Below are 25458 nucleotides of genomic sequence, written 5' to 3' on the forward strand. Positions count from 1 at the left end.
GCGAGATAGATCCAGTTGCCCTCGAAGATGTGTTTCATCTCCAGTTCGAACAGCGTCTCATCGGTGAAGACGCTGCGGTGCACACGGTAGTCGCCGGTCTCGGGATTCTCGATCAGGTAGTCGTCCAGCGTCTTGAGCTTCGCGCCGGTATCGGGGTAAATGGGGATCATGACCGTTCTCCTCTCAGGTCCAAAAAGGACTGCCCGTGAGAGCAGCCCTGCTTCGCGCTATGCCTTAGGCGCTGGCGCGCTTGCGCTCGACGATGGTGGTCGGCGCTGCGTCGGTCTCGGCGTTCAGGCTGAAGTCGAAGTCGATCGAGGCGAATGGCTTCTGCAGACCCTTCTTGTCGATCTCGGCCGCATCGCTGATGCGGTTCACGGTCGGGACCAGGCCTTCACGGCTGGCGAAGGCGAAGTCGTCCCACAGGTACTCGTCACCGTCGATGTTGATCTGGGTGGTGAGCTTGCGGTGACCCGGGGCCGTCACGAAGAAGTGGATGTGGGCCGGACGGCGGCCGTGGCGGCCGAGCAGGTTCAGCAGGCGTTGGGTGGTGCCTTCCGGCGGACAGCCATAGCCCATCGGCATGATGCTGCGGAACTGGTAGCGGCCGTTGGCGTCGGTGATGATGGTACGGCGCAGGTTGAAGTGCGACTGGCTCTTGTCGAAGAACGAGTAGTTGCCCATCAGGTTGGCGTGCCAGGCTTCGACCTGGGCGCCCTGCAGCGGCTTGCCGTTGGCATCGTAGACGGTGCCCTGCATGAACAGCACTTCACCCTGGTCGGCCTCGGTACCATCGTCCATACGGGCAAAGCCTTCCGACTTCGGCGCACCGGCCACGTAGAGCGGGCCTTCGATGGTACGCGGGGTACCGCCGGTGATACCGGCCTTGGCTTCGGCCTCGTCCATGCGGATGTCGACAAAGCGTTCCAGACCCAGGCCGGCGGCCAACAGACCCAGTTCGTGGGTCGCGCCGGCTTCGGCGAAATACTCCAGCCCCTTCCAGACTTCGCTCGGGCTCAGGTCCAGGTCTTCGATCGCCTTGAACAGGTCGCTGGTCAGACGAACCACGATCTGCTGAATACGGGAGTTGACCTCACCGCTGGCGGTGTCAACGATGAAGTTTTTTACCAGGGCGTCAATTTCATTGTGTGTCATGACTGTTTCTCCTCTGTTGTATTTATCAACAAGACTGATTGTGGTGGGCGGTTGACTGATTAATGACGGGGGTGTCGCGATGAATACAATGCTCGCGGCTTATTTGTCGTCATCCCGAATAGACGAAGGATGGCGGCACAGCGGCATCACCTGAATCGTCATGTAGGGAAATAACGGCAGGGTGGAAATCATGGTGTGCAGCTCGTCCACGCTATCCACATCAAAAAGGCTGATGTTGGAATACTGGCCAGCGATGCGCCACAAATGGCGCCATTTACCGCTGGCCTGCAACGCTTGCGCCTTGTCGCGCTCGACACGCTTGAGTTCGGCCGCTTCGGCTTCCGGCATGGACGGCGGTAAATTCACATCCATTCGCACGTGAAATAGCATGGTGGTATTCCTTGAAAGTGATTCGGTTTAAGGAATGCTCGGCCTTAACGGCGGCGCAGCAGGGCCAATTTGTCGCGGTCGATGTCGATGCCGAGGCCGGGCTTGTTCGGCACTTGCAGCATGAAGTCCTGGTAAACCAGCGGCTCGACCAGCAGTTCCTCGGTCAGCAGCAAGGGGCCGAACAATTCGGTGCCGAAGGCGAGACTGGAGAAGGTCGAGAACAGATGGGCCGAGGCGGCGGTGCCGACGGCGCCTTCCAGCATCGTGCCGCCGTACAGCTCGATCCCCGCCAGCTGGGCGATGGCGCCGACTTGCTGGGCCGGCACCAGACCGCCGGACTGGGCGATCTTGACCGCGAACACGTCGGCGCCGGCGTGGGTCGCCAGCTCCAGGGCGTCCAGCGGGCCATGCAGCGCTTCGTCGGCCATCATTGGCACGGCGAAACGGGCCGCCAGTCGTGCCAGGCCGGTCTTGTTCTCGGCGCGGATCGGCTGCTCGATCAGGTCGATGCCGCCGGCCTCCAGCGCAGCGATGCCGTTGACGGCCTCCAGCTCGCTCCAGGCCTGGTTGACATCGACGCGCACGCTGACCGCATCGCCGAGCGCTTTCTTGATTGCCAGTACATGGGCGACGTCGTCGGCGACCGGGCGCAGGCCGATCTTCAGCTTGAAGATGCGGTGGCGGCGCAGTTCGAGCATGGTTTCCGCTTCGGCAATATCTTTCTGGGTATCGCCGCTGGCGAGCGTCCAGGCGACCGGCAATTCATCGCGCAAACGCCCCCCCAGTAACTCGCTCAGCGGAATATTCAGCCGGCGAGCTTGGGCATCCAGCAGCGCCGTTTCAATGGCACATTTGGCAAAGCGGTTGCCCTGAATGGTTTTACGGAGTTTCGCCATGACAGCCGCCACATTGCGCGCATCCATGCCGATCATTAATGGGGCAATGTGCGTATCAATGTTGACTTTGACGCTCTCCGGGCTTTCGTCCCCATAATTCAGACCGCCAATGGTGGTGGCCTCACCCCAGCCTTCGACACCGTCGTCACATTGAATGCGCACCAACACCAAGGTTTGCGTGCTCATCGTGGCGACGGACAGCTTGTGAGGGCGAATCGTCGGGACATCGACGAGTATGGTTTCGATTGAGCGGATCATGTCTTTAAAGTATAAAGTTGGAACTGAACAAGGCTTGAGCTAACGATACAAACCGGTGTTATCGCCGTCCAACACTGATTTAGTATTTTTTTGATACTTTGGAGGTATTGAGATGGAGTTGCGGCACTTGCGTTACTTTGTGGCGGTCGCGGAGGAAGGCAATGTGACGCGTGCCGCTGAGCGTTTACACATCGCGCAGCCGCCGCTGAGCAGGCAGATCCAGCAACTGGAAGACGAACTAGGGGTGCAATTGCTGGAAAGGGGGGTACGTCCGCTCAGGCTGACCGAGGCCGGGCGGTTCTTTTACGCGCACGCCCTTCAATTGCTGTCGCAGACCGTCGAGTTGGAGGCAATGACGAAACGGATCGGGGCCGTGGAGCGAAAAATGTCGATCGGTTTTGTCGGGTCGACGCTGTATGGAATGCTGCCTAAGGTCATTCGACGCTTCCGGGCCAAGCACAATGAGGTTGAGCTGACCTTGCTCGAGATGACGACCATGGAGCAGATCAGTGCGCTCAAGGAAGGGATAATTGATGTCGGCGTTGGGCGGATTCGGCATGAGGACCCCAATGTCCGTCGTATCGTGCTGAGAGAGGAACGCTTGGTGGTCGCCCTTCCGTATGAGCATCCGTTGACGACAAGCAAGTCCGCTCTGACACTGCGGGACCTGTTGTTGGATACGCTGATTGTTTTTCCGAAATCACCACGTCCCAGTTTTGCCGATCAGGTCCTGACGGCATTTCATGATCGCGGGTTGGAGCCAAGGAAAATTTATGAAGCCCGAGAACTGCAAATCGCGATAGGTCTCGTGGCAGCCGGGGAAGGCGTCGCCATCGTGCCCAGCAGCGTGCAAGGCTTGAAGCGCGAAGATGTCTATTATATGGAGCTGGAGGATCGCAACCTGGTGTCACCGATCATTCTCAGCACTCGCCTGCTCGACGAGTCTAGTGACATTAAGTCGCTTATTGAGTTGATTACCGACATCTACGAGGCCGAACATATGGAATACATCAAGTACTAGATGCACTGTTCATGCAGGACAGTGGAGGTGCGTCAGAGGGCGGATGCATCTTGGCATAGCACGGTCCATTTGTAATTAAAGGGACTCCCCATCAGCGTGGGTTCCTGTCTTTCATGGCATGACACTCGGCCCCACATTGCGTGGGGCCTCTCTTTCTGGGTGTGAGCCAGTGCGTTCGATATCCTGCTACATCATCTTAGTGAGGATGCCATCCATTTCTGTAGCAGAGAATGCCGGGAGCGTTTGTGTGCGGACATTGCCTGCAGCGCCTAGGGTGAGGCCGACGGCGGTGATGGTGGCCGTGTCGGGAGCATCGAGGGTGACGACCAAGTCGTAGAGACCGAGCGTCCAGTACATGTCCTTTACGGTGACTCCGGCTTTGGTGGCCATTTCCCGGAAGGCTGCGGCACGCTTGGTGGTGTCTTTGACCGCGCGAATACCTTGGTCGGTGAAGTTGATCAGTACGATGTACGTTGCCATGGTTGTGCTCCTTCGGGGCTAAGAGCTGCTATCCACTCCCTTTCAGCCTTGTGTCCTGCCCTGCCGCATTTCCCTGTACTGCTGCTTTGACGAAATCGCCTTGGCCGCGCAGGAACGTCGGTAAGGTAAACCTTGCTTTCTACGGCAGAGTGGCGAGCAGGACTGCTGCACTGTAGTAGCCCTAAGCAACTATCGATGACCTCCCGTACACATCGGGCCTTATGATGATGTGTCGAGTGAAGGCCGGGCAATCGCGGACTTGAAAGGCCCACCGTTTGGCGCCCCCATAAGCATAGTCGACACCCCTTGCGATCCGATGCCTGGGCGGCAAGCGGTAGGCATTCAGGCCCATTCGTTTGCCGGATCCGCTCTCCGGCCTGTCTTTTTGCCAGACCCAAGAAAAAGGGCCGAGCAATGCTCGACCCTAGCCAGAAGGCGGATGTGATGCTTCAGCATCGACCTTTCTTGGCTTGTCCCGGCGGGCAGAAATAACCGCGGCCACGGTGGCCGTCGCCCCAATCGTCGTAATAACGTGGGTGGTCATAGCGACGAGGTTCGCTGTAACCGACCGATGGCGTGCGGCCATAGTCGTGACCGATCGCGGCGCCGACGCCGCCCCCCAGGGCGCCGCCGAGCACGGCGCCGTTGCGGCCGCCCAGTGATTCGCCGACGGCGGCACCCGCCGCGCCCCCCAAGGCACCACCAAGGATGGTGGAGCCGTCTGCGTGTGCGGTACCTGCCAGGACCACCAAGAGGATGGCGGGGATCAAGATTTTGTTTTTCATGTATTTATTCTCCAAAACGATTTTATGATTTCATCATATTGCGATTGTGTGTGACTGTTTGTGTTGAGCTGTTTGCAATTGTTGAGCGAAGCCCCCTTGGCCGGAGCCTCTGGCTGTTCTGTAAGCGGTGCTGGCCTATCATAGGTAGATGACTCTGGACGATATTGGCGAGGCCAGCGGTGCTGACTTGCGTCGACTCCAGGACGGCTACCTGACGCTCTTGGACTCAATCAGGATTTGCGAACGCTGGCGCCGCATCGAGGTACCGGTGTCTGAACTGTTTCCGCCTGATCCCGTTGTGCTGGCTATCGTTCGGGCACGTTGCGCGTTGCTGGTCGGTCTTTATGAGGTGCTGGTGCGCTTCAATCGCGCTGGCATTCCCGCCTCCACCTGTCTGGTCGACATTCCGCTGCTACGCGATACCCTCAGTGAAGCCACTATGGAGGCCAATCTCGGCAAGTTCGTCAGTCTGCGATGAGCTTGCGTTTTCTCTACTGCCGTGTCTGGCTGGATCTGGCGATGCATTTGGCATGAGTTCGCATAGCGACCTCTGCTACTTTCCTGTTCAATCGCTAGCGGTGTGGCCAAGGCCGGTGTGGCCCTAGCAGTGTTGCCCCGCCACATAACCGGACGACCATGCCCACTGGAAGTTGTAGCCGCCCAGCCAGCCGGTCACGTCGACTACCTCGCCGACGAAGAACAGCCCCGGCACCGATTTGGACATCATCGTCTTCGAGTCGAGCTGCTTGGTGTCGATGCCGCCACGGGTCACTTCGGCCTTCTTGTAACCCTGAGTACCGTTTGGCAGGAGCGACCAGCGCGCCACTGCTTCAACCAGTTGGCGGCTTCGTTTGGCGGATAGCTCGCGTACCCGGATGTCGAGCCCCTGCCCGGCCAGCCAAACCTCGGCGAAGCGCTTTGGCCAGCCCAGCTCGGCCATTGTGTTAGCAAGCTTTTGTTCGCTGCCTTCGCGTTCGGCAAGCTCGGCATCCAGGTTTACCCCAGGCAGCAGATCGAGCGTCAACGCTTCGCCTGCTTGCCAGTATGACGACACCTGCAGTATGGCTGGGCCGGATACGCCCTTGTGTGTAAATAGTGCATTCTCGCGAAACTTGGCCTTGCCGGCGCGTGCCTCGACATCGAGCGCAATGCCCGCTAGCGGTGCGAAGCGTTCAGCATCCTCGACGTGGAAGGTCAGAGGCACCAGGGCTGGCGCCAACTCAGTGACGGTCTGGCCGAACTGCTCTGCCAACCGGTAGCCGAACGGCGTTGCGCCGATCTGCGGGATGGACAGGCCGCCGGTCGCCACCACCAGCGACTCACTCGCCAGCTCACCCAGCGATGTTTTCAGTATGAAACGGTCGCTCCGGCCGACCTCGTCGACGATGACCCCCATCACCCGTTCGACATTGCCGGTGCGACATTCAGCGTCGAGCATGTCGATGATCTGCTGGCTCGACTCGTCGCAGAATAACTGACCGAGCGTCTTCTCGTGGTAGGCGATGCCATAGCGTTCCACCAGCGCAATGAAGTCGTGCTGGCTATACTGCGCCAGGGCGGAGCGCACATAGTGCGGATTGGCCGAAAGGTAACATTCCGGTCGTACATTCAGATTGGTGAAATTGCAGCGCCCACCGCCCGAGATGCGGATCTTCTCTGCCAGCTTGACCGCGTGATCGATCAGCAAAACGCGTCGACCGCGCTGACCGGCGCTGGCCGCGGCCATTAATCCCGCGGCTCCTGCTCCGATGATGATGACGTCGAAATATCGAGACATAACGAGATAAATCCTAGTTATTTAGTCAACTATTGGCGAGAGCCTGTCAATTCCAGTACTATTCCCCGGTCAGTCGAATCATGCTGATCAATTCAACAACAAGGAGCCTTAGATGGAACACAAACTCCCGGAACTGCCGTACGCGCTTGACGCCCTTGCCCCGTACATCTCCAAGGAAACCATGGAGTACCACTATGGCAAGCATCACCAGACCTACGTGACCAACCTGAACAACCTGATCAAGGGCACCGAGTTCGAGAGCGCCACCCTGGAAGAGATCGTGAAGAAATCGTCCGGCGGCGTGTTCAACAATGCGGCTCAGGTTTGGAACCACACTTTCTACTGGTTTGGCCTGGCTCCGAACGCCGGTGGTGCACCAGCTGGCGCGCTGGCTGACGCAATCAACGCCAAGTGGGGCTCGTTCGACGAGTTCAAGAAAGCTTTCAACGCCGTTGCCGCTGGTACCTTCGGTTCCGGCTGGGCTTGGCTGGTGAAGAACGCCGATGGTTCGCTGGACCTCGTGTCGACCAGCAACGCTGCAACCCCGCTGACCACTGACAAGACCCCGCTCTTGACCTGTGACGTTTGGGAGCACGCCTACTACATCGACTACCGCAACAGCCGCCCGAACTACCTCGAGTCGTTCTGGAAGCTGGTGAACTGGGACTTCGTCGCCAAGAACTTCGCGGCCTAACCCACCCGTAGCATCACAAAAAACGCGAAGCCCGCAGGCTTCGCGTTTTGTTTTGGCTCAAGGGCGACGCTCACGCCACCCTCCAAGCCTGGGCTTATTGCTGATCTACAGCCTGAGCCTGTCTCGGCATGGTCACCTTGTACTCTTCACGCAGCGTCTGCAGATAGGCCGACAGCTGAGCGTTTGCTGACACTTCTCCCAGTGCGTTATTCAACTGGGCCCGCTCGGCGCCACTAGGCGCCGGAGCCGCAGTCACGGCATTAACACGGTAGATAATGTAGTCACCGTTGTCGTGCTTCACACCTGCGTAGGCTGGCAGCTTAGCACCCGACAGCGAGAACACACTGCGCGCATCGCTAAGCGGCAGGCCAGCCAGATTGTTGCGCGATACCTGGTGCGCTGCACTCCAGGCCAGCACCGGCGAGCCGCCCTTCTGCAGTTCGGCCAAGGCCGTCTGCCCACGTTTCTCGACCAGCTTCGCGCCATCACGGGCAATCAGCTCGTTGCGAACCTGTGGCTTCACCTCGTCCAGCGTCAACTGGTGTTCCGGCTGGTGCTCGGCAATGCGTACAACCAGGAGTGTGTTATTGCCTATGTCGATCGGCTCGCTATTGTGCTTCTTCTTCAGCACGTCGTCACTGAACGCTGCATCCAGCACCTTCGGATTGGCGAGACGTGGATTGCTGCTCGCCTTGCCACGGCTAAGCCAGTCGCTAGTCTCAGGCTTAAGTTTTAGCTTATCGACCAGAGCCTGCAGCGAGTCACCATTTTGGTAGGCCAGTTCGTTCAGCTGATCGGCTTGCTGACGGAACAAGGCTCCGGCCTTGGTTTGCTTCAAGCGGTTAATCACCGCATCCTTGGCGGTGGCAAAATCCGGAGTCTTCACATCGTCCAGCTTCAGGATGTGATAGCCAAACTGCGTTTCAACAACTTCGCTGATCTGCCCGGGCTTCATATTGAATGCCACATCGTCGAACTGCTTCACCATCACGCCACGACCGAAGAAGCCCAGGTCGCCGCCATTGGCCGCAGAGCCCGGGTCTTGCGAGCGGGCCTTGGCGATCTCAACAAATTTAGCCGGATTGGCACGCACTTGCTTCAGGATGGCTTCGGCCTGTGTCTTGATTTGGGCTTTCTGCGCGGCGGTAGCGTTCTGAGGTACGGTCAGCAAAATGTGTGATACGCGTCGCTCTTCCTTGCCAAAGTCGGCGCTATGCTCGTTGAAGAATTTCTGTGCCTCGGCATCGCTGACGCTGATCGTATCGGCCAGGGCTGCTTGCGATAGCATGACATATTGCAATTTGATAGCCTCCGGGGCACGGAAGCGCTTTGCGTTGGCGTTGTAGTAGGCTTTCAGTGTGGCATCGTCGAGCTTCAGGTCGGCCGCCACGCTCTGCGGTTGCAGTACGGCGACCTGGACGGTGCGCTGCTCACCAAGCAGTTTTGCGAGGGAGTCGACTTGCGTGTGCGACACGAATTGGCCAGCTACGAAGGTGGAAATCTGTCCCTGCAGCAGTACTTCGCGGGCAATTTGCGCCTCGAAGGCTTCAGGGGTCATATAGCGCGCCTGCAGGAAGTCCTTGTAGCGGGAGGCACTGAACTGGCCGTTTTCCTGCAAGGCAGGGATGGCAGCGATAGCTCGGCGAACCTGATCGGTCGAGGCAACCAGCCCAGCGTGCTTGGCATCTGTCAGCAACAGGTCCTGCCGAATCAGGTTGTCCAGTGCCGCTTGGCGAGTCGCGGCGTCGGCGGGTTGCCCTTCCAGTGCGCGGTCCAAGTCCTTTTTGTAAATCTTGGTGCCATCTACCTTGGCAAGGTAGGGATCATCGGTGATCGAGGAGTAGCTGCTAACGCCAAAGCCAACAAATGTCAGCGCGACGGCGCCGAGAATGACTTTGATGGCAACGCTGTTGTTTTGTACAAAATCGAACATGGTAATCCGAATAACTGAGCGTACCGGGACAAGTGAAAAAAAAGGTGAACGCGAGTTCGTTCACCTTTTTTACATGATTGGCGGAGCGGACGGGACTCGAACCCGCGACCCCCGGCGTGACAGGCCGGTATTCTAACCAACTGAACTACCGCTCCGGATTTTGGTGGGAGATACTGGGCTCGAACCAGTGACCTCTGCCGTGTGAAGGCAGCGCTCTACCAACTGAGACTAATCACCCAAACGCCCTCAACACAGGGCGAAAAAATTATAACGCGTCTTTCAGTGCTTTACCAGCGCGGAATTTCGGGGAACGAGCCGCCGGGATCGTGATGGTCTGGCCAGTCTTCGGATTGCGACCGCTACGCTCGGCGCGTTCGCCAACGTAGAAAGTGCCAAAGCCTACCAACGTTACCGAGTCACCCTTTTGCAGCGCTTCGGTCACGGCAGCAACGACGCCGTCCAGTGCCTTGGTGGCCGATGCCTTGGAGATGTCGGCATGAGCGGCAATAGCATCGATCAATTCAGACTTGTTCACGTTAAGTCCCCTTTCGTCGTTCTTCGTTGTACGTCGTTCGGATAAAAACCGCTTGCTTTATAGCAAGGCCAAAATCCTTGTGTCAAGCGGCTTCCAGGGGCATTCTGCCACTTCGCAGCGCCGACTGGAAGCCCTTCTCGGCAAGGAAAATGGCGCCTTAATGAGTCAGCTTGACTGGGGGTGTGACACCCTCTTCCGCTTTGATGCCAGGAAGGTCCGCGACGTCCACTTCGTCAAGCGGCTCGGGCTGCCGTTCGAGCGCCAAGGCCAAGACTTCATCAATCCATTTAACTGGATGAATTTCCAGCTTTTGTTTGATATTGGCTGGAATTTCCACCAGATCCTTGGCGTTGCCTTTCGGAATCAGCACCCGCTTGATGCCGCCACGGTGCGCTGCCAGCAGTTTCTCTTTCAATCCGCCGATCGGTAGCACTTCGCCGCGCAGGGTGATCTCGCCGGTCATCGCCACATCGGCGCGCACCGGAATGCTGGTCAATACCGATACGATCGCGGTCGTCATCGCAATACCGGCGCTTGGGCCATCCTTTGGTGTGGCACCCTCTGGCACGTGGATGTGCATGTCGCGCTTCTCGTAGAAGTCGGGTTTGATGCCCAGCGCCTCCGAGCGGCTGCGTACCACCGACAGCGCGGCCTGAATCGATTCCTGCATCACCTCACCGAGCTGGCCGGTGCGGATGATGTTGCCCTTGCCAGGCAGTGCCACGGCTTCGATGGTCAACAGCTCGCCACCGACCTCGGTCCAGGCGAGGCCAGTGACCTGACCAACGCGGTTCTCTGCCTCGGCAACGCCAAAGTCGAAGCGCTGCACGCCCAGATACTTATCGAGGTTTTTCGCCGAAACGGTGGTTTTGGTGGTCTTGCTCTTCTTCAGCGACTGCGCCGTCACTACCTTGCGGCAGATCTTGGCGATCTCTCGGTCGAGACTGCGCACGCCGGCTTCACGAGTGTAATAGCGTACGATGTCGCGCAGTGCCGACTCCTGAATGGTGGCTTCTTCTTCGCTAAGACCATTCGCCTTCATCTGCTTCGGCACCAGGTACTTCAGCGCGATGTTGACCTTTTCGTCCTCGGTGTAGCCGGACAAGCGGATGATTTCCATCCGGTCGAGCAGTGCCGGCGGGATGTTGAGCGAGTTGGCGGTGGCGACGAACATCACGTCGGACAGGTCGAATTCGACTTCGGCGTAATGGTCGACGAAGGCGTGGTTCTGCTCCGGGTCGAGCACTTCCAGCAGTGCCGACGACGGGTCGCCGCGGAAGTCTGCGCCCATTTTGTCGACCTCGTCGAGCAGGAACAGCGGGTTTTTCACGCCGATCTTGGTCATGTTTTGCAGCACCTTGCCCGGCATCGAACCGATGTAGGTGCGGCGATGGCCGCGGATTTCCGATTCGTCTCGTACGCCGCCGAGCGCCATACGCACAAACTTGCGGTTGGTCGCACGAGCGATCGACTGGCCAAGCGAGGTCTTGCCGACACCAGGTGGGCCAACCAGGCACAGAATTGGCGCCTTGAGCTTGTCGACGCGCTGCTGTACTGCGAGGTATTCGAGAATGCGTTCTTTGACCTTCTCCAGGCCGAAGTGGTCCGCCTCAAGTACTTCCTCGGCGTTGGCGACGTCCTTGTTGATCTTGGTCTTTTTCTTCCATGGCAGATCAAGCAGGGTGTCGATGTAGTTGCGCACGACAGTGGCTTCGGCCGACATCGGCGACATCATTCGCAGTTTCTTGAGCTCGCTCAGGGCCTTTTCCTTGCCCTCCTTGCTCATCCCTGCCGCGTTGATGCGCTTTTCCAGCTCGTCCAGCTCGCTGGCTTCGTCGCCTTCGCCGAGCTCCTTCTGGATCGCCTTGACCTGTTCGTTCAGATAGTACTCGCGCTGGCTCTTCTCCATTTGCCGCTTCACGCGGCCGCGGATGCGCTTTTCGACCTGCAGAATGTCGATCTCGCCTTCCAGTTGCGCCAGTAGGTGTTCGAGGCGCTTCTTGGCCTCGAACATCTCCAGCACTTCCTGTTTCTGCTCGAGCTTGAGCGGCAGGTGGGCGACGATGGTGTCGGCCAGGCGGCCGCCTTTCTCAATGCCCGACAGCGAGGACAGGATTTCCGGTGGGATCTTCTTGTTCAGTTTGACGTACTGTTCGAACTGTGCGAGCAGTGCGCGGCGCATCGCCTCGGTCTCGGTTCCCTCATCGTCTTCGAGAGGAACGAACGACAGGTCGGCGACGAAGCAGCCATCCTCTTCGCGCACTTCTTTCACGAGTGCGCGCTGACGGCCTTCGACCAGTACCTTAACGGTGCCATCCGGCAGCTTGAGCATCTGCAGAACCGATGCGACGGTGCCGACGCTGTAGAGGTCGTCGGCGCTTGGCTCGTCTTGCGAAGCCGTGCGCTGAGCGACCAGCAGAATCTGTTTACCCTCGTCCATCGCGTTTTCGAGCGCGCGAATCGACTTGGCGCGCCCGACGAACAGCGGGATCACCATAAAGGGGAACACAACCACATCGCGCAAGGGCAATAGCGGCAGTGTTGTCGGATCTTTCAGTTCGGTGGGTTGCGGCATATCACCTAACCTTTATTTTCGTCATTGTGTAAGGCTTGATTTTGGGGGGAGCCAGGAAAAATCAAGCTCTCCCATACTAATTCAGATCGACGGGGGAGCAAATAAAAAAACCGCCCCTTGTGCGGGGCGGTTTTGAAGGTCGAATCGACGCCGATCAGGCCGACTGGGCAACCTCGCCCTTGTCGCGGTAGATCAGCAGCGGCTTGTCGCCCTTCTCGATCACCTTCTCGTCGACCACTACTTTGACCACGTCGGACAGCGCTGGCAATTCGTACATGGTGTCGAGCAGGGCGCGCTCGATGATCGAACGCAGACCGCGTGCGCCGGTTTTGCGGGCGAGTGCCAGCTTGGCGATCACGCGCAGCGCCGACGGACGCATTTCCAGCTCAACGCCTTCCATCGAGAAGAGGCGCTGGTACTGCTTCACCAGGGCGTTCTTCGGCTGGGTCAGAATGGTGACCAGCGCCTCCTCGTCCAGCTCTTCGAGGGTAGTTACAACCGGCAGACGGCCGATCAGTTCGGGGATCAGGCCGAACTTGATCAGGTCTTCCGGCTCCACTTCCTTGAAGAGAGTGGACAGGTTTTTGGTCTCGTCTTTCGATGCCACCTGCGCACCAAAGCCGATGCCGCCCTTCTCCGAACGCTGGCGAATAATCTTGCCCAGGCCATCGAAGGCACCGCCGCAGACGAACAGGATGTTGGTCGTGTCGACCTGGATGAACTCCTGGTTCGGGTGCTTGCGGCCGCCCTGCGGCGGCACTGAGGCCACCGTGCCCTCGATCAGTTTCAGCAGCGCCTGCTGCACGCCCTCGCCCGACACGTCTCGGGTGATCGACGGGTTGTCCGACTTGCGCGAAATCTTGTCGATCTCGTCAATATAGACGATGCCGCGCTGTGCCTTCTCTACGTCGTAGTCACACTTGGCGAGCAACTTCTGGATGATCTGCTCGACGTCCTCGCCCACGTAACCGGCTTCGGTCAGCGTGGTGGCATCTGCCATCACGAACGGCACATCCAGAAGGCGTGCAAGCGTTTGCGCGAGCAAAGTCTTGCCCGAGCCGGTCGGCCCGATCAGGAGAATGTTGCTCTTGGAGAGCTCAACCTCGTCCTTGTCCGATGCCGGGGTGTAGAGGCGCTTGTAGTGGTTGTATACCGCTACCGCCAGCGACTTCTTGGCGTGCTCCTGGCCAATCACGTACTGGTCGAGCGTGGCGCGGATTTCCTGCGGAACAGGCAGCGGTTTCGTCTCGGCCGCTTCCGTTGCCTCGCCCAGCTTGGCTTGGCTCAGCTCTTCGCGCACGATGTCGTTGCACAGCTCGACGCACTCGTTGCAGATGAAGACCTGCGGACCTGCGATCAAGCGCTGGACTTCGTGCTGGCTCTTGCCGCAGAACGAGCAAAACAGCAGTTTGTCGTTTCCGGATTTATCTGACATGCGTTGGTTTCCGTGCCTAGGCTTAGCCCTGTGCGTCCGCGCGACTGGTTAGCACCCGGTCGATCAGGCCGTAGGCCTGCGCTTCGGCTGCCGACATGAAGTTGTCGCGGTCAGTATCGCGCTCGAGATCCTGAACGGTGCGGCCACTGTGCTGCGCCATCAGCGCATTTAAATGGGCCTTGATCTTCAGAAGTTCGCGCGCATGAATTTCGATATCCGAAGCCTGACCTCCCAGGCCGCCAAGCAGCGGCTGGTGGATCATGATTCGGCTGTTCGGCAGCGCATAGCGCTTGCCTTTCGCCCCTGCCGACAGCAGGAACGCTCCCATGCTGGCCGCTTGGCCGAGGCAGAGCGTCGAGACGTCCGGCTTGATGAAGTTCATCGTGTCGTAGACCGACATGCCGGCGGTTACCGAACCACCAGGGGAGTTGATATAAAAATAGATGTCCTTGTCCGGGTTTTCCGACTCAAGGAACAACATCTGCGCTGCCACCAGGTTGGCCGATTCGTCGGTGACCGGCCCTACCAGGAACACGATGCGTTCCTTCAGTAGCCGCGAGTAAATGTCGTAGGCGCGTTCGCCACGACCACTCTGTTCTACCACCATGGGCACAAGGCCCAGTGCTTGCGGATCCATCATCGACTTCATCGGCCACTCCGGTTGATTGCAATTAGGCTTGGTTGCCCATCAGTTCGTCAAAAGCGACGGCTTTCTCAACAACTTTGGTCTTGGACAGCACAAATTCAACCACATTGTCTTCCAGAACCATCGAAGTCGGGCCTTCCAGGCGATCCGGGCTGGCGTAGTACCACTGCACTACGTCTTCCGGTTGCTCGTAGCTGTCGGCGAATTCTTCGATCATCGCCTTCACTTGTTCCTGCGTGGCTTCCAGCTTGTTGGCTTCGACCACTTCGGCCAGGATCAGGCCGAGGGCAACACGGCGCTCGGCCTGCTTCTCGAACAGGTCAGCCGGCAGCGGCATATCCTTGGCGTTGATGCCGCGTTGGGCCAGGTCTTGACGGGCCTGCTCCATCAGGCGGCCGATCTCGAGCTGTACCAGAGCCTTCGGCAGCTCGATGCTGGTGGTATCCAGCAGCGCCTGCATGACGTTTTCCTTGGTACGGGCGGCCAGGCGGCGCTTCACTTCGCGCTCGACGTTCTTCTTGATCTCGGCGCGCATCTTTTCCACGTCGCCGTCGGCGATGCCGAGCGACTTGGCGAAGTCGGCGTCGACGACCGGCAGAGTGGCTTCGGCCACGTTCTTGACAGTGATCTCGAACACGGCAGTCTTACCGGCTACGTCCTTGCCGTGGTAATCGGCCGGGAAGTTTACTTCAACGTTCTTGGTCTCGCCTTCCTTCATGCCGGTTACGCCGGTTTCGAAGTCGGCCAGCATCTGGCCTTGGCCCAGTACGAACGGGAAGTTCTCCGAGGAGCCGCCTTCGAAGGCAACGCCGTCGATGGTGCCCTTGAAGTCGATGATTACGCGGTCGCCAGCAGCAGCAGCGCGCTCAACGCGGTTGAAACGGGTGCGCTGCTTGCGCAGGATCTCGATGGTCTTTTCGATCTCGGAGTCGGTTACGTCGGCAGCCGGCTTTTCCACTTCCTTGTCGGCCAGCTCGCCGAGTTTCACTTCCGGGTACACCTCAAAGGTAGCCGAGAATTGGAAGTTGTCCTTATTGGCTTGAGCGGCGGCCGGCTCGAAACGCGGGTAGCCTGCCACGCGCAGCTTCTGCTCGGTAACTGCGCGGTAAAAACCCTGTTGTACAGCTTCGCCCAGCACTTCTTCGCGCACTTCGGCGCCGTAGTTGGCTTCAACGATCTTCAGCGGGGCTTTGCCCGGGCGGAAGCCGTGGATTTTGGCGTTGCGTGCCACGCGCTTCAGGCGCTCGGTCACTTTAGCATCGATATCGGCCATCGGCAGAGCGATATCCATGCGACGTTCGAGATTGCTCAACGTTTCCAGTTGTACTTGCATGCTAAATCCTTAGAACTTGTGCGAGTTGAGTAACCCGGGAAAGAGTGGCACGAACCATTTCGTGCTGCCAACGCATCGCGCCGACCCAAGAGTCTCGCTGCGCGGCGCCATGAGACAAAGCCCTGACATTCTGTTTTCTGACAGGGTCAAACCCATGTTTCCACTAAAGAAACCCTATCCACCCTCCCCTTTGGACTGGTGAACGGGCGCTTCTCCCTGGCCGGTTTCGTGCACTGACGCGGCAGAACCAGCGAGCCAGGGCAGAATTTTAAAGGATCAAAGTATACAAGGAACGATCGTACATGGCTAACACCTGCGCCACCTACCTCTGATGTGAATCCTTGGTGGGGAAAGCCCGGCGCTGGGGGCGAATAAGGCCAGGCAGGCGTTCTATCTGCTAACCACCATGTCGTGGCTGGAACAGCCCGCAAGGCGTTCAAGGTGCTGGTCGACGCCGTTCGCCTGCGCCGGACTGTGAACAGCTGCTTCGCCCAGGAGGATGCGACGTGACGAAGGCGCTGTTAAGCGCTGTGACAATGGACCTGTGGGTGTGGGGTTGCGTCGGTCTTGTCGGTTGCTCGTGACTTCCTTGTAACAGGTTGATCCTCGGGCTGGCCTTTTTCTACTCTGTCGGCCGTTTGGCCGGTTGCATCTCTCCAAGACTGACTTGGTTGACTGAGGTTGCCATCAATTTAGATCGCCGTTAAGACGACGTTCCTGATTCTTGCGCTTGAACAAGCGCATCGAGCTGGCAGGTCAACTTGCCGATCACGTATGTTCGGATTGTTAGTCGGTTGTCAGGCAGAGTTTTCTACGGCTGCAGTCAGGGCAAACTGTCAGTTCTGTATACGGAAATGGAAGCGGCAGAAAGATGTAAAGAGGGTGTTAGCCCACTAGAGATCTGTAATTGCCGAGAAAGTGCTAGAAAAAATCAGGGATTATCTTGCTGGTGCGAGCGGGGAGACTCGAACTCCCACACCGTAAGGCGCTGGAACCTAAATCCAGTGCGTCTACCAATTCCGCCACGCTCGCTTTGGTGACAACCGATTCGGTCACGGGCTTGGCCGAATCAGAGAACCCGGAGCATACAGAAAGCTGGCGTTCTCGGCAAGCCAAGAAACGGGTCAAATCACGCGGACAGGTCTATCTCGGGGTTGTCAGCCGCGTGTCAACTCGCTTTGCCGTATTGGCAGGCAGGTCTTGGCAGAGCATACAAGGCGTTTTGCACTTCGTTGGCATTGCCGCTGTAGGTGAAGACACCCTTGGCGTTACCCGGATAATTGATGGGGGATGTCGACACGATTGTTTGAGCGTAAGGCGGGGGAGCCGCCTTATGATTGATGGCCTGAATAGAGTGCAAACCGATCGAGGCTATTCATGACACGTAAGATCTTTTGGCAAGACCCTTATCGCACTGCTCATAAAACCCGAGTGTCGGCCGTCGACAAGGAGCATGTTTGTCTTGAGGAAACGATTTTCTTCGCCTTCTCTGGTGGTCAAGAGAGCGACTCGGGCACGCTGGCTGGGGTTTCTGTGCTGGCAGCGGAAAAGAATGGCTCAGACATCGTCTATACGCTTCCTCCAGATCATGGGCTGCAAGTGGGCTGCGAAGTCGAGATACTCATCGACTGGGAGCGGCGCTATCGGCTGATGCGCTTGCACTTCGCAGCCGAGATGGTTTTGCAACTGGTCTATCAGCTCCATCCCGGCATCGAGCGGATCGGGGCGCATATTGCGGCAGACAAGGCGCGTATCGACTTTGCTTATGCCGAAAGCATTGCTGTCCTGTTTCCGCAGATCGAGGCCAGGGTTGAGACCTTGCTGACAGCGGGCCTGCCTATTGTCACCGCCTTCTCCGATGAGGTGGTCGAACGTCGTTACTGGGAAGTCGAGGGGTTTGCCAGAATGGCCTGTGGCGGCACTCACCCTCGGTCAACCTCGGAAATCGGTGCACTCAAACTAAAAAGGAAGAACATTGGTAAGGGGAAGGAGCGCATCGAAATCACGCTAGTGCGCATGTGAGATGTTGGAGCATAGTCGAGGTGCCTGGCGCCAGATAGCTAGGGCCTTGCCCTTGCCCACCTCTACGACCGAAGTCATGCAATTTCACTCCCGGTCTGATCCGGTCTAGACTGCACTCATCCCACGCGACGGTCATGACACCGTCGCTGCATACCATCCCCACCCCACCACCGCCCCGCGAGCCGATTCGATTCGCGCCCATTCTATAGTCCACTGGGAGGTTTCCCATGGCTGAAACTGGTTATATGGCGCGTAAATCCATTGCCGCTATCGTAAAAAGCGGTGAAAGTGGCCCGCTCTGTCTAACGCGAACCCTGGGGGCTCTCAGTATCACGGCGATGGGGGTGGGGGCGATCATCGGGGCGGGAATTTTTGTTCTAACAGGTACGGCGGCGGCCCAGTACGCAGGACCTAGCATCATCCTGTCGTTCATCTTGGGCGGGACTGCTTGTGCCTTTATCGGACTCTGCTATTCGGAACTGGCAGCGATGCTGCCTGTCTGCGGTAGCACCTACACGTATACCTATGCCACGCTGGGCGAATTATTTGCATGGATCATCGGCTGGGACTTGATCCTGGAATATGCGATGGGCGCGGCAACCGTTGCAGTCGGCTGGTCGGGTTATTTCGTGAGCCTATCGCGCAACGCTGGCATCAATATCCCCCCCAGCCTAACAGCATCACCCGGCGTCATAGTCAAGATGCCGGACGGCACTCAAGTGGCAGGGATCGTCAACCTACCGGCCGTCTTCATCATTGTGGTGCTGACAACCATGCTAGTGCTGGGGACCAAAGAGTCGGTACGCCTCAACAATATCATGGTCGCAATCAAGCTGTTTGTCGTAGTGGCTTTCGTTGCGATTGGCGTCTTCTTTGTTCGCCCGACCAACTGGCATCCCTTCATCCCCAAGAATACCGGCGAGTTTGGCAGCTTCGGTACAAGCGGAATTCTACGTGGCGCAGCGGTGGTGTTCTTTGCCTTTCTCGGCTTCGATGCTGTTTCCACTGCGGCACAGGAGGCGAGAAATCCGAGGCGAGACATGCCGATAGGCATTCTGGGGTCGCTCGCTATTTGTACCTTGCTGTATATCGCGGTGGCGGGGGTGCTCTCGGGGCTGGTGCCTTACATCGAGCTCAATGTGCCAGACCCGATCGCCAAGGGGGTCGATGTGATCGGCATCGGGTGGTTTTCCATTCTTATCAAGGTCGGCGCACTAACAGGGCTGACGACGGTGATTTTGGTGTTGCTCTATGGGCAAAGCCGTATCTTCTTCACGATGTCACAAGACGGCCTCTTGCCGCGGTTGTTTACCCGCGTACACCCACGTTTGCACACCCCCTACCTGAGCCAGATGATGATCGGGACCCTCGTTGCGGTGGCTGCGGCGCTGACGCCGATCAATGTGTTGGGTGAGATGGTCAGTATCGGCACGCTGTTCGCGTTTGTTCTGGTCTGTGGTGCAGTGGTTTATCTGCGGCGCAGTGACCCGCAGGCATCCAGGCCATTTCGCGCGCCGGGTGTGCCGGTGGTGCCAGTGCTTGGCATTCTGCTCTGTCTGCTACTGATGGTCGGCCTGCCGCTTGTGACATGGCTGAGGCTGGTCGTTTGGCTGGTGATCGGGATGATCTTCTACTTTTTCTACGGGCGGAATCATTCAATATTGCGGCATCCCGAGCGGGGTCTCGATTGAGGTCCGCCTTTGTGCCTAGAAGGAGTCCGCCAGGACTTGGCTTGCTGATCAAGGATCATTGCAGATAGAGGACAGGTGGGTATTGTGACGGTTTGTGACGGTCGGTGGCCAAATTGTAAGTGGCCATTGAAAGGCTGGAGGTAGCCCTTATTCTCAGAGTGCAGTGCAATCAGCGGCGAGCAGGCTTAAACTTGTGAACGGCCCATGGCCGGAGAGTTTGTTCGCCGCTGGTTGTCCAGCTTCTCCTTTGTATGTGCGTATTTCCTTTTGCCCCGCCTTTGGCGGGGCTTTTCTTTGTTGTACCTGTATTCATTTTCTGGCTTGGCGATGGTGTTTTTTCGTGGCGACTGCTGTGTTACAGAATGTACACACGCCAAGTGGCATATTTTGCTAGCCTACTGGGGAGAAACTCCCGACTATATGGCTTGTCATAGTCATGTCACGAGTCAATGCCCCGTTTAGAGGAGACCAACTACTTATGCAACCGAACTTTCAGACGACGTCTTATCAAACGACGACGCTCAGTGCGGCCCGTAATAAGGTGCTGCGCAATACTTATGCACTGCTCGCCCTGTCGCTTGTGCCGACCGTGATCGGTGCTGTGATTGGCACCAATATGAGCTTCGCCTTCATGGCGGCGAGCCCGATGATGTCGACCCTGCTGCTGCTGGCGGTGATCTACGGCCTGTTCTTCGCCATCGAGAAGAACAAGGATAGTGGCGTGGGCGTAGTGCTATTGCTTGGCCTGACGTTTTTCATGGGGGTGCTGCTCGGCCCGCTGCTGCAGGTGGCGCTGCGCCTGGCCAACGGCCCGCAACTGGTGGTGATGGCCGGTGGGCTAACCGCGGTGGTGTTCTTCGTGATGGCTGGTATCGCCACCACAACTAAACGCGACCTGTCCGGCCTGACCAAATTCCTGACTGTCGGGGCGGTGGTGCTGATGGTGGCGGTGATCGCCAACGTCTTCCTGCGCTTGCCGGCGCTGCAGCTGACGCTGTGCGCGGCTTTCTCGATCTTCAGCTCGCTGATGATCTTGTGGCAGGTGAAGACCATCGTCGACGGTGGTGAGACCAACTACGTGTCGGCCACCCTGACGCTGTACATCAGTATCTACAACCTGTTTACCAGCCTGCTTCAGCTGCTGATGGCCTTTACCGGTAACGATCGCAACTAACTTGGCTGAGCCACTGATTAAGAGCGCCGGTGTTTCCGGCGCTTTTTTCATGGCCAACGGCTGGTTTTGCTGACGCAAGACATGGCCGGGTGACATGAAAAAGGGAGCGCGATGCGCTAATGCCGTTCACTTAAGCCGTTCAGTCCGGATTTTAGCTTCGAAGAACGCTTGGAAGTAACAAAAAAGCACCGTTTTTCCACCTTGGTGGGCGGTGCTTTTTCCTTAAGTGAACGGCATTAGCGCGATGCGCTCCCTTTCTTTTTGGTACTGTTCCTTCGACCTGCTTTGGGTCAGGCCTTGGCCGGGATAGCCGCCAGCACGGCTTTCAGCAGCTGCCAGGCCTTGCCGACCGACTCGATATTGACTCGTTCGCCCGGAGCGTGTGCGCCGCGAATGTCCGGACCGAACGACACCATGTCGAGGTGCGGGTACTTACTGCCGAGGATGCCGCACTCGAGACCGGCGTGGATCACCTGAGTCTTCGCTTCGGCGTTGAATTCCTGGCGGTACACGTCTTGGAACAGTGCAAGCAGCTTCGAGGCCGGGTTCGGTGCCCAGCCAGGGTAGCCTCCTTCGCGCTCGACGTCGGCGCCGATCAGGTTCCACAGACTCTCGATTTCGTCGGCCAGCGCGACGAAGCCACTGTCGAGTAGTGAGCGCACCATGAAGTTGGCGAACAGCTTGCCGTTGCCGATCGATACCACGCCAAGGTTGTTCGAGGTTTCGACCACGCCAGTGACGCGCTGGCTCATGCGCTTCACGCCGTGCGGTGCGGCGTGCAGGGCGTCGAGGATGGCGACCTGATATTCGTCGGCCATCACCTGCTCGGCCTGTGCTTCGATGATGGTCAGCGTCACGCCGTCGTCGACATCGGCCAGCTCGACGCGCATCAGTGCCTGGAAGGCGTCGACTGCAGCGTCCAGCTTGCTGGCATCGGACTCGGCGATGGTGAGCACTGCGAAGGCTTCGCGGGCCAGCGCATTGCGTGCGGTGCCGCCCTTGATCGAGGCGATGTGCAACTCAATTTCGCGCGACAGCTGCTGGATCAGTCGCACCAGGATCTTGATGGCGTTGCCGCGGCCCAGGTGGATGTCGGCGCCGGAGTGGCCGCCCTTGAGGCCCTTCACCGCGATCTGGCGGGCGACGAAGCCAGCCGGCACGTCCACTTCCGGATAGTCACGGCGCACGTTGACGTCGATGCCGCCGGCGCAGCCGAGATAGAACTCGCCCCACTCTTCGGTATCGATGTTGATCAAGAGCTCGCCGTTTAGGATGCCAGTGTCGAGGCCGAGGGCGCCACCCATGCCGGCTTCCTCGTCAAGGGTGAACAGCGCCTCGATCGGGCCGTGCGCGAGGTCGTCGCTATCGAGCACAGCCAGCGCGAAGGCGACGCCGATGCCATTGTCGGCGCCGAGGGTGGTGCCTTCAGCGACCAGCCAGCCGTCCTTCAGCGCTGGGCGGATCGGGTCCTTGAAGAAGTCGTGCACGGTGTCCGAGTTGGCCTGGCACACCATGTCCAGGTGACCCTGCAGGATCACGCCCGGACGGTTTTCATAGCCAGGCGTGGCCGGTTTGCGGATGATCAGGTTGCCGACCGAGTCGACGTGGGTGGTGAGGCCCTTCAGCTCAGCCCAACCCTTCAGATAGTCGCGCAGTTGCTCCTCGTGTTTGGAGGGGCGCGGAATCTCGCACAGGGTCTGAAAGTGTTTCCAGATCAGTTCGGGCTGCAGATCGGCAAATACGCTCACGAAAGGGTCCTTATTTCTCTAATTAATTGCGGCGCCGGATCGCGGCGGCCGATTTTTTTTGTGTGGTGTGGGGGTAGCCCGCCACTTTATCACGGCGTCGATAGGCGTTCCATGCATGCGCTGCGGCTGCGTTGACGAATGGCAGGCGGCTCTGCACAATCGACGTTTGAATTTGCACGTGACTCGGGGTGCCGCTGTCGGCGGCTGAGAAATACCCGTAAGTACCTGATCTGGATCATGCCAGCGTAGGGAAGTCACGGCGGCCCCTGTCCGGCCGTCGCTTCCCGCGCGATTTGCCGCGAGGATGCGATGACCTACCTTTCCCTGTCTGGCCATACCGCCGGGCGCGAACTGAACCGCGTTCGTGCTACGGCGCCGCTGGTCCATTGTTTGACCAACTCGGTAGTGACCAATTTCACCGCTAATGTGCTGCTGGCGTTTGGCGCTGCCCCCGCGATGGTGGTGGCACGCGAAGAGGTCGCCGATTTTGCTGCGATCGCCGGGGCCTTGTCGGTCAACGTTGGCACGCTGACCGCGCCGCAGGCCGAGGCGATTCGCCTGGCCGTTGCTTCGGCCAACCAGGCCGGCACACCGTGGGTGCTCGACCCGGTGGCGGCCGGTCCCCTCGCCTTCCGTACCGATTTCTGCCGTGAGCTGCTCGATGCCCGACCGACTGCGATTCGTGGTAACGCGTCGGAAGTCCGCGCGCTGGCGGGCTTGGCCAGTGCAGGGCGTGGCGTGGATAGCCAGGACAGTAGCGAAGCGGCCGTCGACGCGGCGCGTGCGTTGGCCGAGCGCTGCGGCGCGGTGGTTGCAGTGACCGGTGCGGTCGACTATGTGACCGACGGTGAGCGCGTGCTGGCGATCGCTGCCGGTGATCCGCTGCTGACTCGCGTGACCGGCACTGGCTGCTCGCTGTCGGCTCTGGTCGCCGCCTTTCTGGTCGGCGCTTCCGACAGGCTCATCGCCGTCGCCAGCGCTTGCGCGACGATGGCGGTGGCCGGAGGCTTGGCTGCAGATCATGCGCCGATGCCGGGCCGCTTCGCCGTTGCGCTGCTCGACCAGTTGTCCCTTATCGATTCTGCCGCCCTGGAGGGCGCTCTGTCATGAAACCTGATTTCGATTTGAGCCTGTATCTGGTGCTCGACCCGGACATGTGCGGCGGTCATGCTGCAGCCCTGCGAACCGCCGACCTAGCCACTCGCAACGGCGCCACTGTCGTGCAGCTGCGGGCGCCTGAATGGAAGAAGCGTGCGTGGCTCGCGCTGGCCGTCGATCTCAAGGCGTTGCTCGCGCCGCGCGGCGTGCCTTTGATTATCAATGACCATGTTGACATCGCGCTTGCCGCCGATGCTGACGGGGTACACGTCGGCCAGAAGGACCTGCCGGCCCATGTGGTACGCCGTTTGATCGGGCCGAACAAGTTGCTCGGCTTGTCGACGTCGAGTCTGGCCGATCTGCGCGGCGTTGATGCTGATCTGGTCGACTATATCGGTGTCGGCCCGGTGTATCCGACCGGTACCAAGGAGGACGCGAACCCGGTGCTGGGTGTAGTGAAGCTGGCTCAACTCTTGGTCGAGAAGCCGCTACCGGCGGTGGCGATCGGTGGCATTGGCATTGCGCAGGCGGCCGAGGTGATCGGCGCCGGTGCCGACGGTGTGGCGGTGGTGTCTGCGATCTGCGCCGCGACCGACCCTGCCGCGGCTAGCGTGCAACTGGGTGCGACCATCGCCAGCGCGCGCGAGGTGGCAGCATGATTCCTCACGCGCTGACCATCGCCGGCTCCGACTCCGGCGGCGGCGCCGGCATCCAGGCCGACCTGAAGACCTTTTCGGCGCTCGGCGCTTACGGCCTGTCGGTGATTACTGCGCTGACCGCGCAGAACACCCGTGGCGTGCAGGCAGTGCACACTCCACCACCGGAATTTGTGCGCGCGCAGTGCGACGCGGTGTTCGAGGATATCCGCGTCGATGCGGTGAAGCTCGGTATGCTCGCCAACGCCGACATCATCCGTGCAGTGGCGGCGGCGCTGGCCGAGTGGGCGCCACCGTTCGTGGTGCTCGACCCGGTGATGATTGCCAAGGGCGGTCATCCGTTGCTGCAGCAGGACGCCACCGTGGCGATGCGCGACGAACTGCTGCCGCGCGCCAGCCTGATCACGCCGAACCTGCCAGAGGCGGCGGCGTTGCTCGGCGTGGCCGAGGCGCAGAACGAGGACGAGATGGTGCGTCAGGGAGAGAAGCTGCTGGCGCTCGGCGCCGGAGCGGTGTTGATGAAGGGGGGGCACCTCGGTGGCGAGACCAGCCCGGACTGGTTGATCACGTCCGATGGCGTGCAGCAGTTTGACGCACCGCGCATCGTCACCCGACATACCCATGGCACCGGCTGCACGCTGTCGGCGGCACTCGCGGCGCTGCGTCCGCCGCAACCGGATTTGGTCGCCACCGTTTCGACAGCCAAGACCTGGTTGAACGCCGCGCTGGCGCAGGCTGATCGGCTTGAGGTTGGCCACGGCATTGGCCCGGTGCATCACTTTCACGCCTGGTGGTGAGGGCAATGTTGGCCGAACGGTTCGGCCAGCGTTGAGCATGAAAAAAGGCACGCCGATTGGCGTAATGCCGTTCACTTAAGCAAGTGAACGGCATTTTTCATGGTGCGAATCTTGCTCATATTCCGGCCAAGTTGACTCCCTCACGTTGGTCCAGATGGTAAGCAAGGCTCATAAACACCCTGATTTCTCTGCACTTTCTCAGCAAATTGACCCGGCATGGATCGCCCACGCACTTGCAGTGACCGGCAAAGCCAGCGTGCGGCGGCGTAGATTGCCGGCCGAACAGGCCGTCTGGCTGGTCATTGCGTTGGCGATGTACCGGCATCAGTCCATCCCGGAGGTCGTCGCTCATCTCGATC

23 protein-coding genes, 3 tRNA genes and 1 riboswitch are annotated in these 25458 nt (G+C 59.1%); of the genes, 10 read left to right on the plus strand and 16 right to left on the minus strand.

The window, feature by feature from the left end:
• Positions 1–234: 234 nt before the first annotated feature.
• From catA to QU481_RS20475, 3 genes are all read right to left on the minus strand, one after another.
• Positions 235–1155 (minus strand): catechol 1,2-dioxygenase, encoded by a 921-nt coding sequence (gene catA, locus QU481_RS20465; RefSeq protein ID WP_289831464.1) that lies wholly within the window; start codon positions 1153–1155, stop codon positions 235–237.
• Between the two features lie 99 nt (positions 1156–1254).
• Positions 1255–1545 carry a muconolactone Delta-isomerase gene (gene catC, locus QU481_RS20470; RefSeq protein ID WP_289831463.1) on the minus strand — a complete coding sequence of 97 codons (291 nt, stop codon included), beginning with the start codon at positions 1543–1545 and terminating at the stop codon, positions 1255–1257.
• A gap of 44 nt (positions 1546–1589) precedes the next feature.
• The gene (locus QU481_RS20475) at positions 1590–2699 is read right to left on the minus strand and encodes a muconate/chloromuconate family cycloisomerase (protein ID WP_289831462.1); all 1110 of its coding nucleotides are present in this window, start codon (positions 2697–2699) and stop codon (positions 1590–1592) included.
• 112 nt (positions 2700–2811) lie between these two features.
• Here QU481_RS20475 and QU481_RS20480 point away from each other — a divergent pair, with 112 nt between their 5' ends.
• The gene (locus tag QU481_RS20480) at positions 2812–3720 is read left to right on the plus strand and encodes a LysR family transcriptional regulator (RefSeq protein WP_289831867.1); all 909 of its coding nucleotides are present in this window, start codon (positions 2812–2814) and stop codon (positions 3718–3720) included.
• A gap of 186 nt (positions 3721–3906) precedes the next feature.
• Here the strand turns inward: QU481_RS20480 and QU481_RS20485 are convergent, their stop codons facing one another.
• Together QU481_RS20485 and QU481_RS20490 are read right to left on the minus strand one after the other, a co-directional pair.
• A complete protein-coding gene (locus QU481_RS20485; RefSeq protein ID WP_289831868.1) occupies positions 3907–4200 on the minus strand; it encodes a GYD domain-containing protein in 294 nt (97 codons plus the stop codon).
• 449 nt (positions 4201–4649) lie between these two features.
• Positions 4650–4985: a YMGG-like glycine zipper-containing protein gene (locus tag QU481_RS20490; RefSeq protein ID WP_289831869.1), complete on the minus strand. Its 336-nt coding sequence runs from the start codon at positions 4983–4985 to the stop codon at positions 4650–4652.
• A 148-nt stretch (positions 4986–5133) separates the two neighbouring features.
• On the opposite strand from QU481_RS20490, the gene QU481_RS20495 reads away from it, so the two are divergent.
• Complete coding sequence (locus tag QU481_RS20495) at positions 5134–5463, plus strand: hypothetical protein (protein WP_289831870.1); 330 nt, start codon at positions 5134–5136, stop codon at positions 5461–5463.
• 123 nt (positions 5464–5586) lie between these two features.
• Here QU481_RS20495 and QU481_RS20500 read toward each other — a convergent pair whose 3' ends face one another.
• A complete protein-coding gene (locus QU481_RS20500) occupies positions 5587–6762 on the minus strand; it encodes a BaiN/RdsA family NAD(P)/FAD-dependent oxidoreductase (RefSeq protein ID WP_289831871.1) in 1176 nt (391 codons plus the stop codon).
• 112 nt (positions 6763–6874) lie between these two features.
• Between QU481_RS20500 and sodB the strand changes: the two genes are divergently transcribed.
• Positions 6875–7456, plus strand: coding sequence for a superoxide dismutase [Fe] (gene sodB / locus QU481_RS20505; RefSeq protein ID WP_289831872.1), 582 nt, complete (start codon positions 6875–6877; stop codon positions 7454–7456).
• Positions 7457–7550: 94 nt separating this feature from the next.
• On the opposite strand, the gene QU481_RS20510 is transcribed toward sodB, so the two are convergent.
• The 9 genes from QU481_RS20510 to QU481_RS20550 all read right to left on the minus strand — a co-directional run bounded on the left by QU481_RS20510 (position 7551) and on the right by QU481_RS20550 (position 16945).
• Complete coding sequence (locus tag QU481_RS20510; protein ID WP_289831873.1) at positions 7551–9389, minus strand: SurA N-terminal domain-containing protein; 1839 nt, start codon at positions 9387–9389, stop codon at positions 7551–7553.
• A 78-nt stretch (positions 9390–9467) separates the two neighbouring features.
• A tRNA-Asp gene (locus QU481_RS20515) sits at positions 9468–9544 on the minus strand.
• A gap of 6 nt (positions 9545–9550) precedes the next feature.
• Positions 9551–9627, minus strand: a tRNA-Val gene (locus tag QU481_RS20520).
• A 27-nt stretch (positions 9628–9654) separates the two neighbouring features.
• Positions 9655–9924, minus strand: coding sequence for an HU family DNA-binding protein (locus QU481_RS20525; protein WP_289831874.1), 270 nt, complete (start codon positions 9922–9924; stop codon positions 9655–9657).
• Positions 9925–10081: 157 nt separating this feature from the next.
• Positions 10082–12499: an endopeptidase La gene (lon, locus tag QU481_RS20530; RefSeq protein WP_289831875.1), complete on the minus strand. Its 2418-nt coding sequence runs from the start codon at positions 12497–12499 to the stop codon at positions 10082–10084.
• Positions 12500–12653: 154 nt separating this feature from the next.
• Positions 12654–13934 carry an ATP-dependent Clp protease ATP-binding subunit ClpX gene (gene clpX, locus QU481_RS20535; protein WP_289831876.1) on the minus strand — a complete coding sequence of 427 codons (1281 nt, stop codon included), beginning with the start codon at positions 13932–13934 and terminating at the stop codon, positions 12654–12656.
• Between the two features lie 22 nt (positions 13935–13956).
• Positions 13957–14583: an ATP-dependent Clp endopeptidase proteolytic subunit ClpP gene (gene clpP / locus QU481_RS20540; RefSeq protein ID WP_289831877.1), complete on the minus strand. Its 627-nt coding sequence runs from the start codon at positions 14581–14583 to the stop codon at positions 13957–13959.
• A 22-nt stretch (positions 14584–14605) separates the two neighbouring features.
• A complete protein-coding gene (gene tig, locus QU481_RS20545; RefSeq protein WP_289831878.1) occupies positions 14606–15913 on the minus strand; it encodes a trigger factor in 1308 nt (435 codons plus the stop codon).
• Between the two features lie 947 nt (positions 15914–16860).
• Positions 16861–16945: transfer RNA gene (locus QU481_RS20550), tRNA-Leu, on the minus strand.
• 345 nt (positions 16946–17290) lie between these two features.
• Between QU481_RS20550 and QU481_RS20555 the strand changes: the two genes are divergently transcribed.
• The 3 genes from QU481_RS20555 (at position 17291) to QU481_RS20565 (ending at position 20800) form a co-directional block, all read left to right on the plus strand.
• The gene (locus QU481_RS20555; protein ID WP_289831880.1) at positions 17291–17935 is read left to right on the plus strand and encodes an alanyl-tRNA editing protein; all 645 of its coding nucleotides are present in this window, start codon (positions 17291–17293) and stop codon (positions 17933–17935) included.
• A 227-nt stretch (positions 17936–18162) separates the two neighbouring features.
• Positions 18163–19626: an amino acid permease gene (locus QU481_RS20560; protein ID WP_289831881.1), complete on the plus strand. Its 1464-nt coding sequence runs from the start codon at positions 18163–18165 to the stop codon at positions 19624–19626.
• 478 nt (positions 19627–20104) lie between these two features.
• Positions 20105–20800: a Bax inhibitor-1/YccA family protein gene (locus QU481_RS20565; RefSeq protein ID WP_289831882.1), complete on the plus strand. Its 696-nt coding sequence runs from the start codon at positions 20105–20107 to the stop codon at positions 20798–20800.
• A 290-nt stretch (positions 20801–21090) separates the two neighbouring features.
• On the opposite strand, the gene QU481_RS20570 is transcribed toward QU481_RS20565, so the two are convergent.
• Positions 21091–22548, minus strand: a complete 1458-nt coding sequence (locus tag QU481_RS20570; RefSeq protein ID WP_289831883.1) for an aminoacyl-histidine dipeptidase — start codon at positions 22546–22548, stop codon at positions 21091–21093.
• A 174-nt stretch (positions 22549–22722) separates the two neighbouring features.
• Positions 22723–22817, plus strand: a riboswitch (TPP riboswitch).
• A 40-nt stretch (positions 22818–22857) separates the two neighbouring features.
• Here QU481_RS20570 and thiM point away from each other — a divergent pair.
• From thiM to QU481_RS20590, 4 genes are all read left to right on the plus strand, one after another.
• The gene (gene thiM, locus QU481_RS20575) at positions 22858–23658 is read left to right on the plus strand and encodes a hydroxyethylthiazole kinase (protein WP_289831884.1); all 801 of its coding nucleotides are present in this window, start codon (positions 22858–22860) and stop codon (positions 23656–23658) included.
• Positions 23655–24305, plus strand: a complete 651-nt coding sequence (gene thiE / locus QU481_RS20580) for a thiamine phosphate synthase (protein ID WP_289831885.1) — start codon at positions 23655–23657, stop codon at positions 24303–24305. The genes thiM and thiE overlap by 4 nt, the downstream gene beginning before the upstream one ends.
• Positions 24302–25099: a bifunctional hydroxymethylpyrimidine kinase/phosphomethylpyrimidine kinase gene (gene thiD, locus QU481_RS20585; protein ID WP_289831886.1), complete on the plus strand. Its 798-nt coding sequence runs from the start codon at positions 24302–24304 to the stop codon at positions 25097–25099. Before thiE ends, thiD begins: the two co-directional genes overlap by 4 nt.
• Positions 25100–25253: 154 nt before the next feature.
• On the plus strand, positions 25254–25458 hold a 205-nt coding region (locus QU481_RS20590), incomplete at its 3' end, for a transposase domain-containing protein (RefSeq protein ID WP_435382750.1).

This window comes from Crenobacter oryzisoli (assembly GCF_030385785.1).
Taxonomy (GTDB): Bacteria; Pseudomonadota; Gammaproteobacteria; order Burkholderiales; family Chromobacteriaceae; genus Crenobacter_A; species Crenobacter_A oryzisoli.

Excerpts from the sequence above, each read along its gene's own strand:
- QU481_RS20510 (WP_289831873.1), bottom strand. The coding sequence starts at position 9,389 with ATGTTCGATTTTGTACAAAACAACAGCGTTGCCATCAAAGTCATTCTC.
- tig (WP_289831878.1), bottom strand. The coding sequence starts at position 15,913 with ATGCAAGTACAACTGGAAACGTTGAGCAATCTCGAACGTCGCATGGAT.
- QU481_RS20495 (WP_289831870.1), top strand. The coding sequence starts at position 5,134 with ATGACTCTGGACGATATTGGCGAGGCCAGCGGTGCTGACTTGCGTCGA.
- clpX (WP_289831876.1), bottom strand. The coding sequence starts at position 13,934 with ATGTCAGATAAATCCGGAAACGACAAACTGCTGTTTTGCTCGTTCTGC.
- thiD (WP_289831886.1), top strand. The coding sequence starts at position 24,302 with ATGATTCCTCACGCGCTGACCATCGCCGGCTCCGACTCCGGCGGCGGC.
- clpP (WP_289831877.1), bottom strand. The coding sequence starts at position 14,583 with ATGAAGTCGATGATGGATCCGCAAGCACTGGGCCTTGTGCCCATGGTG.
- QU481_RS20555 (WP_289831880.1), top strand. The coding sequence starts at position 17,291 with ATGACACGTAAGATCTTTTGGCAAGACCCTTATCGCACTGCTCATAAA.
- QU481_RS20475 (WP_289831462.1), bottom strand. The coding sequence starts at position 2,699 with ATGATCCGCTCAATCGAAACCATACTCGTCGATGTCCCGACGATTCGC.
- QU481_RS20490 (WP_289831869.1), bottom strand. The coding sequence starts at position 4,985 with ATGAAAAACAAAATCTTGATCCCCGCCATCCTCTTGGTGGTCCTGGCA.
- QU481_RS20565 (WP_289831882.1), top strand. The coding sequence starts at position 20,105 with ATGCAACCGAACTTTCAGACGACGTCTTATCAAACGACGACGCTCAGT.
- sodB (WP_289831872.1), top strand. The coding sequence starts at position 6,875 with ATGGAACACAAACTCCCGGAACTGCCGTACGCGCTTGACGCCCTTGCC.
- QU481_RS20560 (WP_289831881.1), top strand. The coding sequence starts at position 18,163 with ATGGCTGAAACTGGTTATATGGCGCGTAAATCCATTGCCGCTATCGTA.
- lon (WP_289831875.1), bottom strand. The coding sequence starts at position 12,499 with ATGCCGCAACCCACCGAACTGAAAGATCCGACAACACTGCCGCTATTG.
- catC (WP_289831463.1), bottom strand. The coding sequence starts at position 1,545 with ATGCTATTTCACGTGCGAATGGATGTGAATTTACCGCCGTCCATGCCG.
- thiE (WP_289831885.1), top strand. The coding sequence starts at position 23,655 with ATGAAACCTGATTTCGATTTGAGCCTGTATCTGGTGCTCGACCCGGAC.
- thiM (WP_289831884.1), top strand. The coding sequence starts at position 22,858 with ATGACCTACCTTTCCCTGTCTGGCCATACCGCCGGGCGCGAACTGAAC.
- QU481_RS20500 (WP_289831871.1), bottom strand. The coding sequence starts at position 6,762 with ATGTCTCGATATTTCGACGTCATCATCATCGGAGCAGGAGCCGCGGGA.
- catA (WP_289831464.1), bottom strand. The coding sequence starts at position 1,155 with ATGACACACAATGAAATTGACGCCCTGGTAAAAAACTTCATCGTTGAC.
- QU481_RS20480 (WP_289831867.1), top strand. The coding sequence starts at position 2,812 with ATGGAGTTGCGGCACTTGCGTTACTTTGTGGCGGTCGCGGAGGAAGGC.
- QU481_RS20485 (WP_289831868.1), bottom strand. The coding sequence starts at position 4,200 with ATGGCAACGTACATCGTACTGATCAACTTCACCGACCAAGGTATTCGC.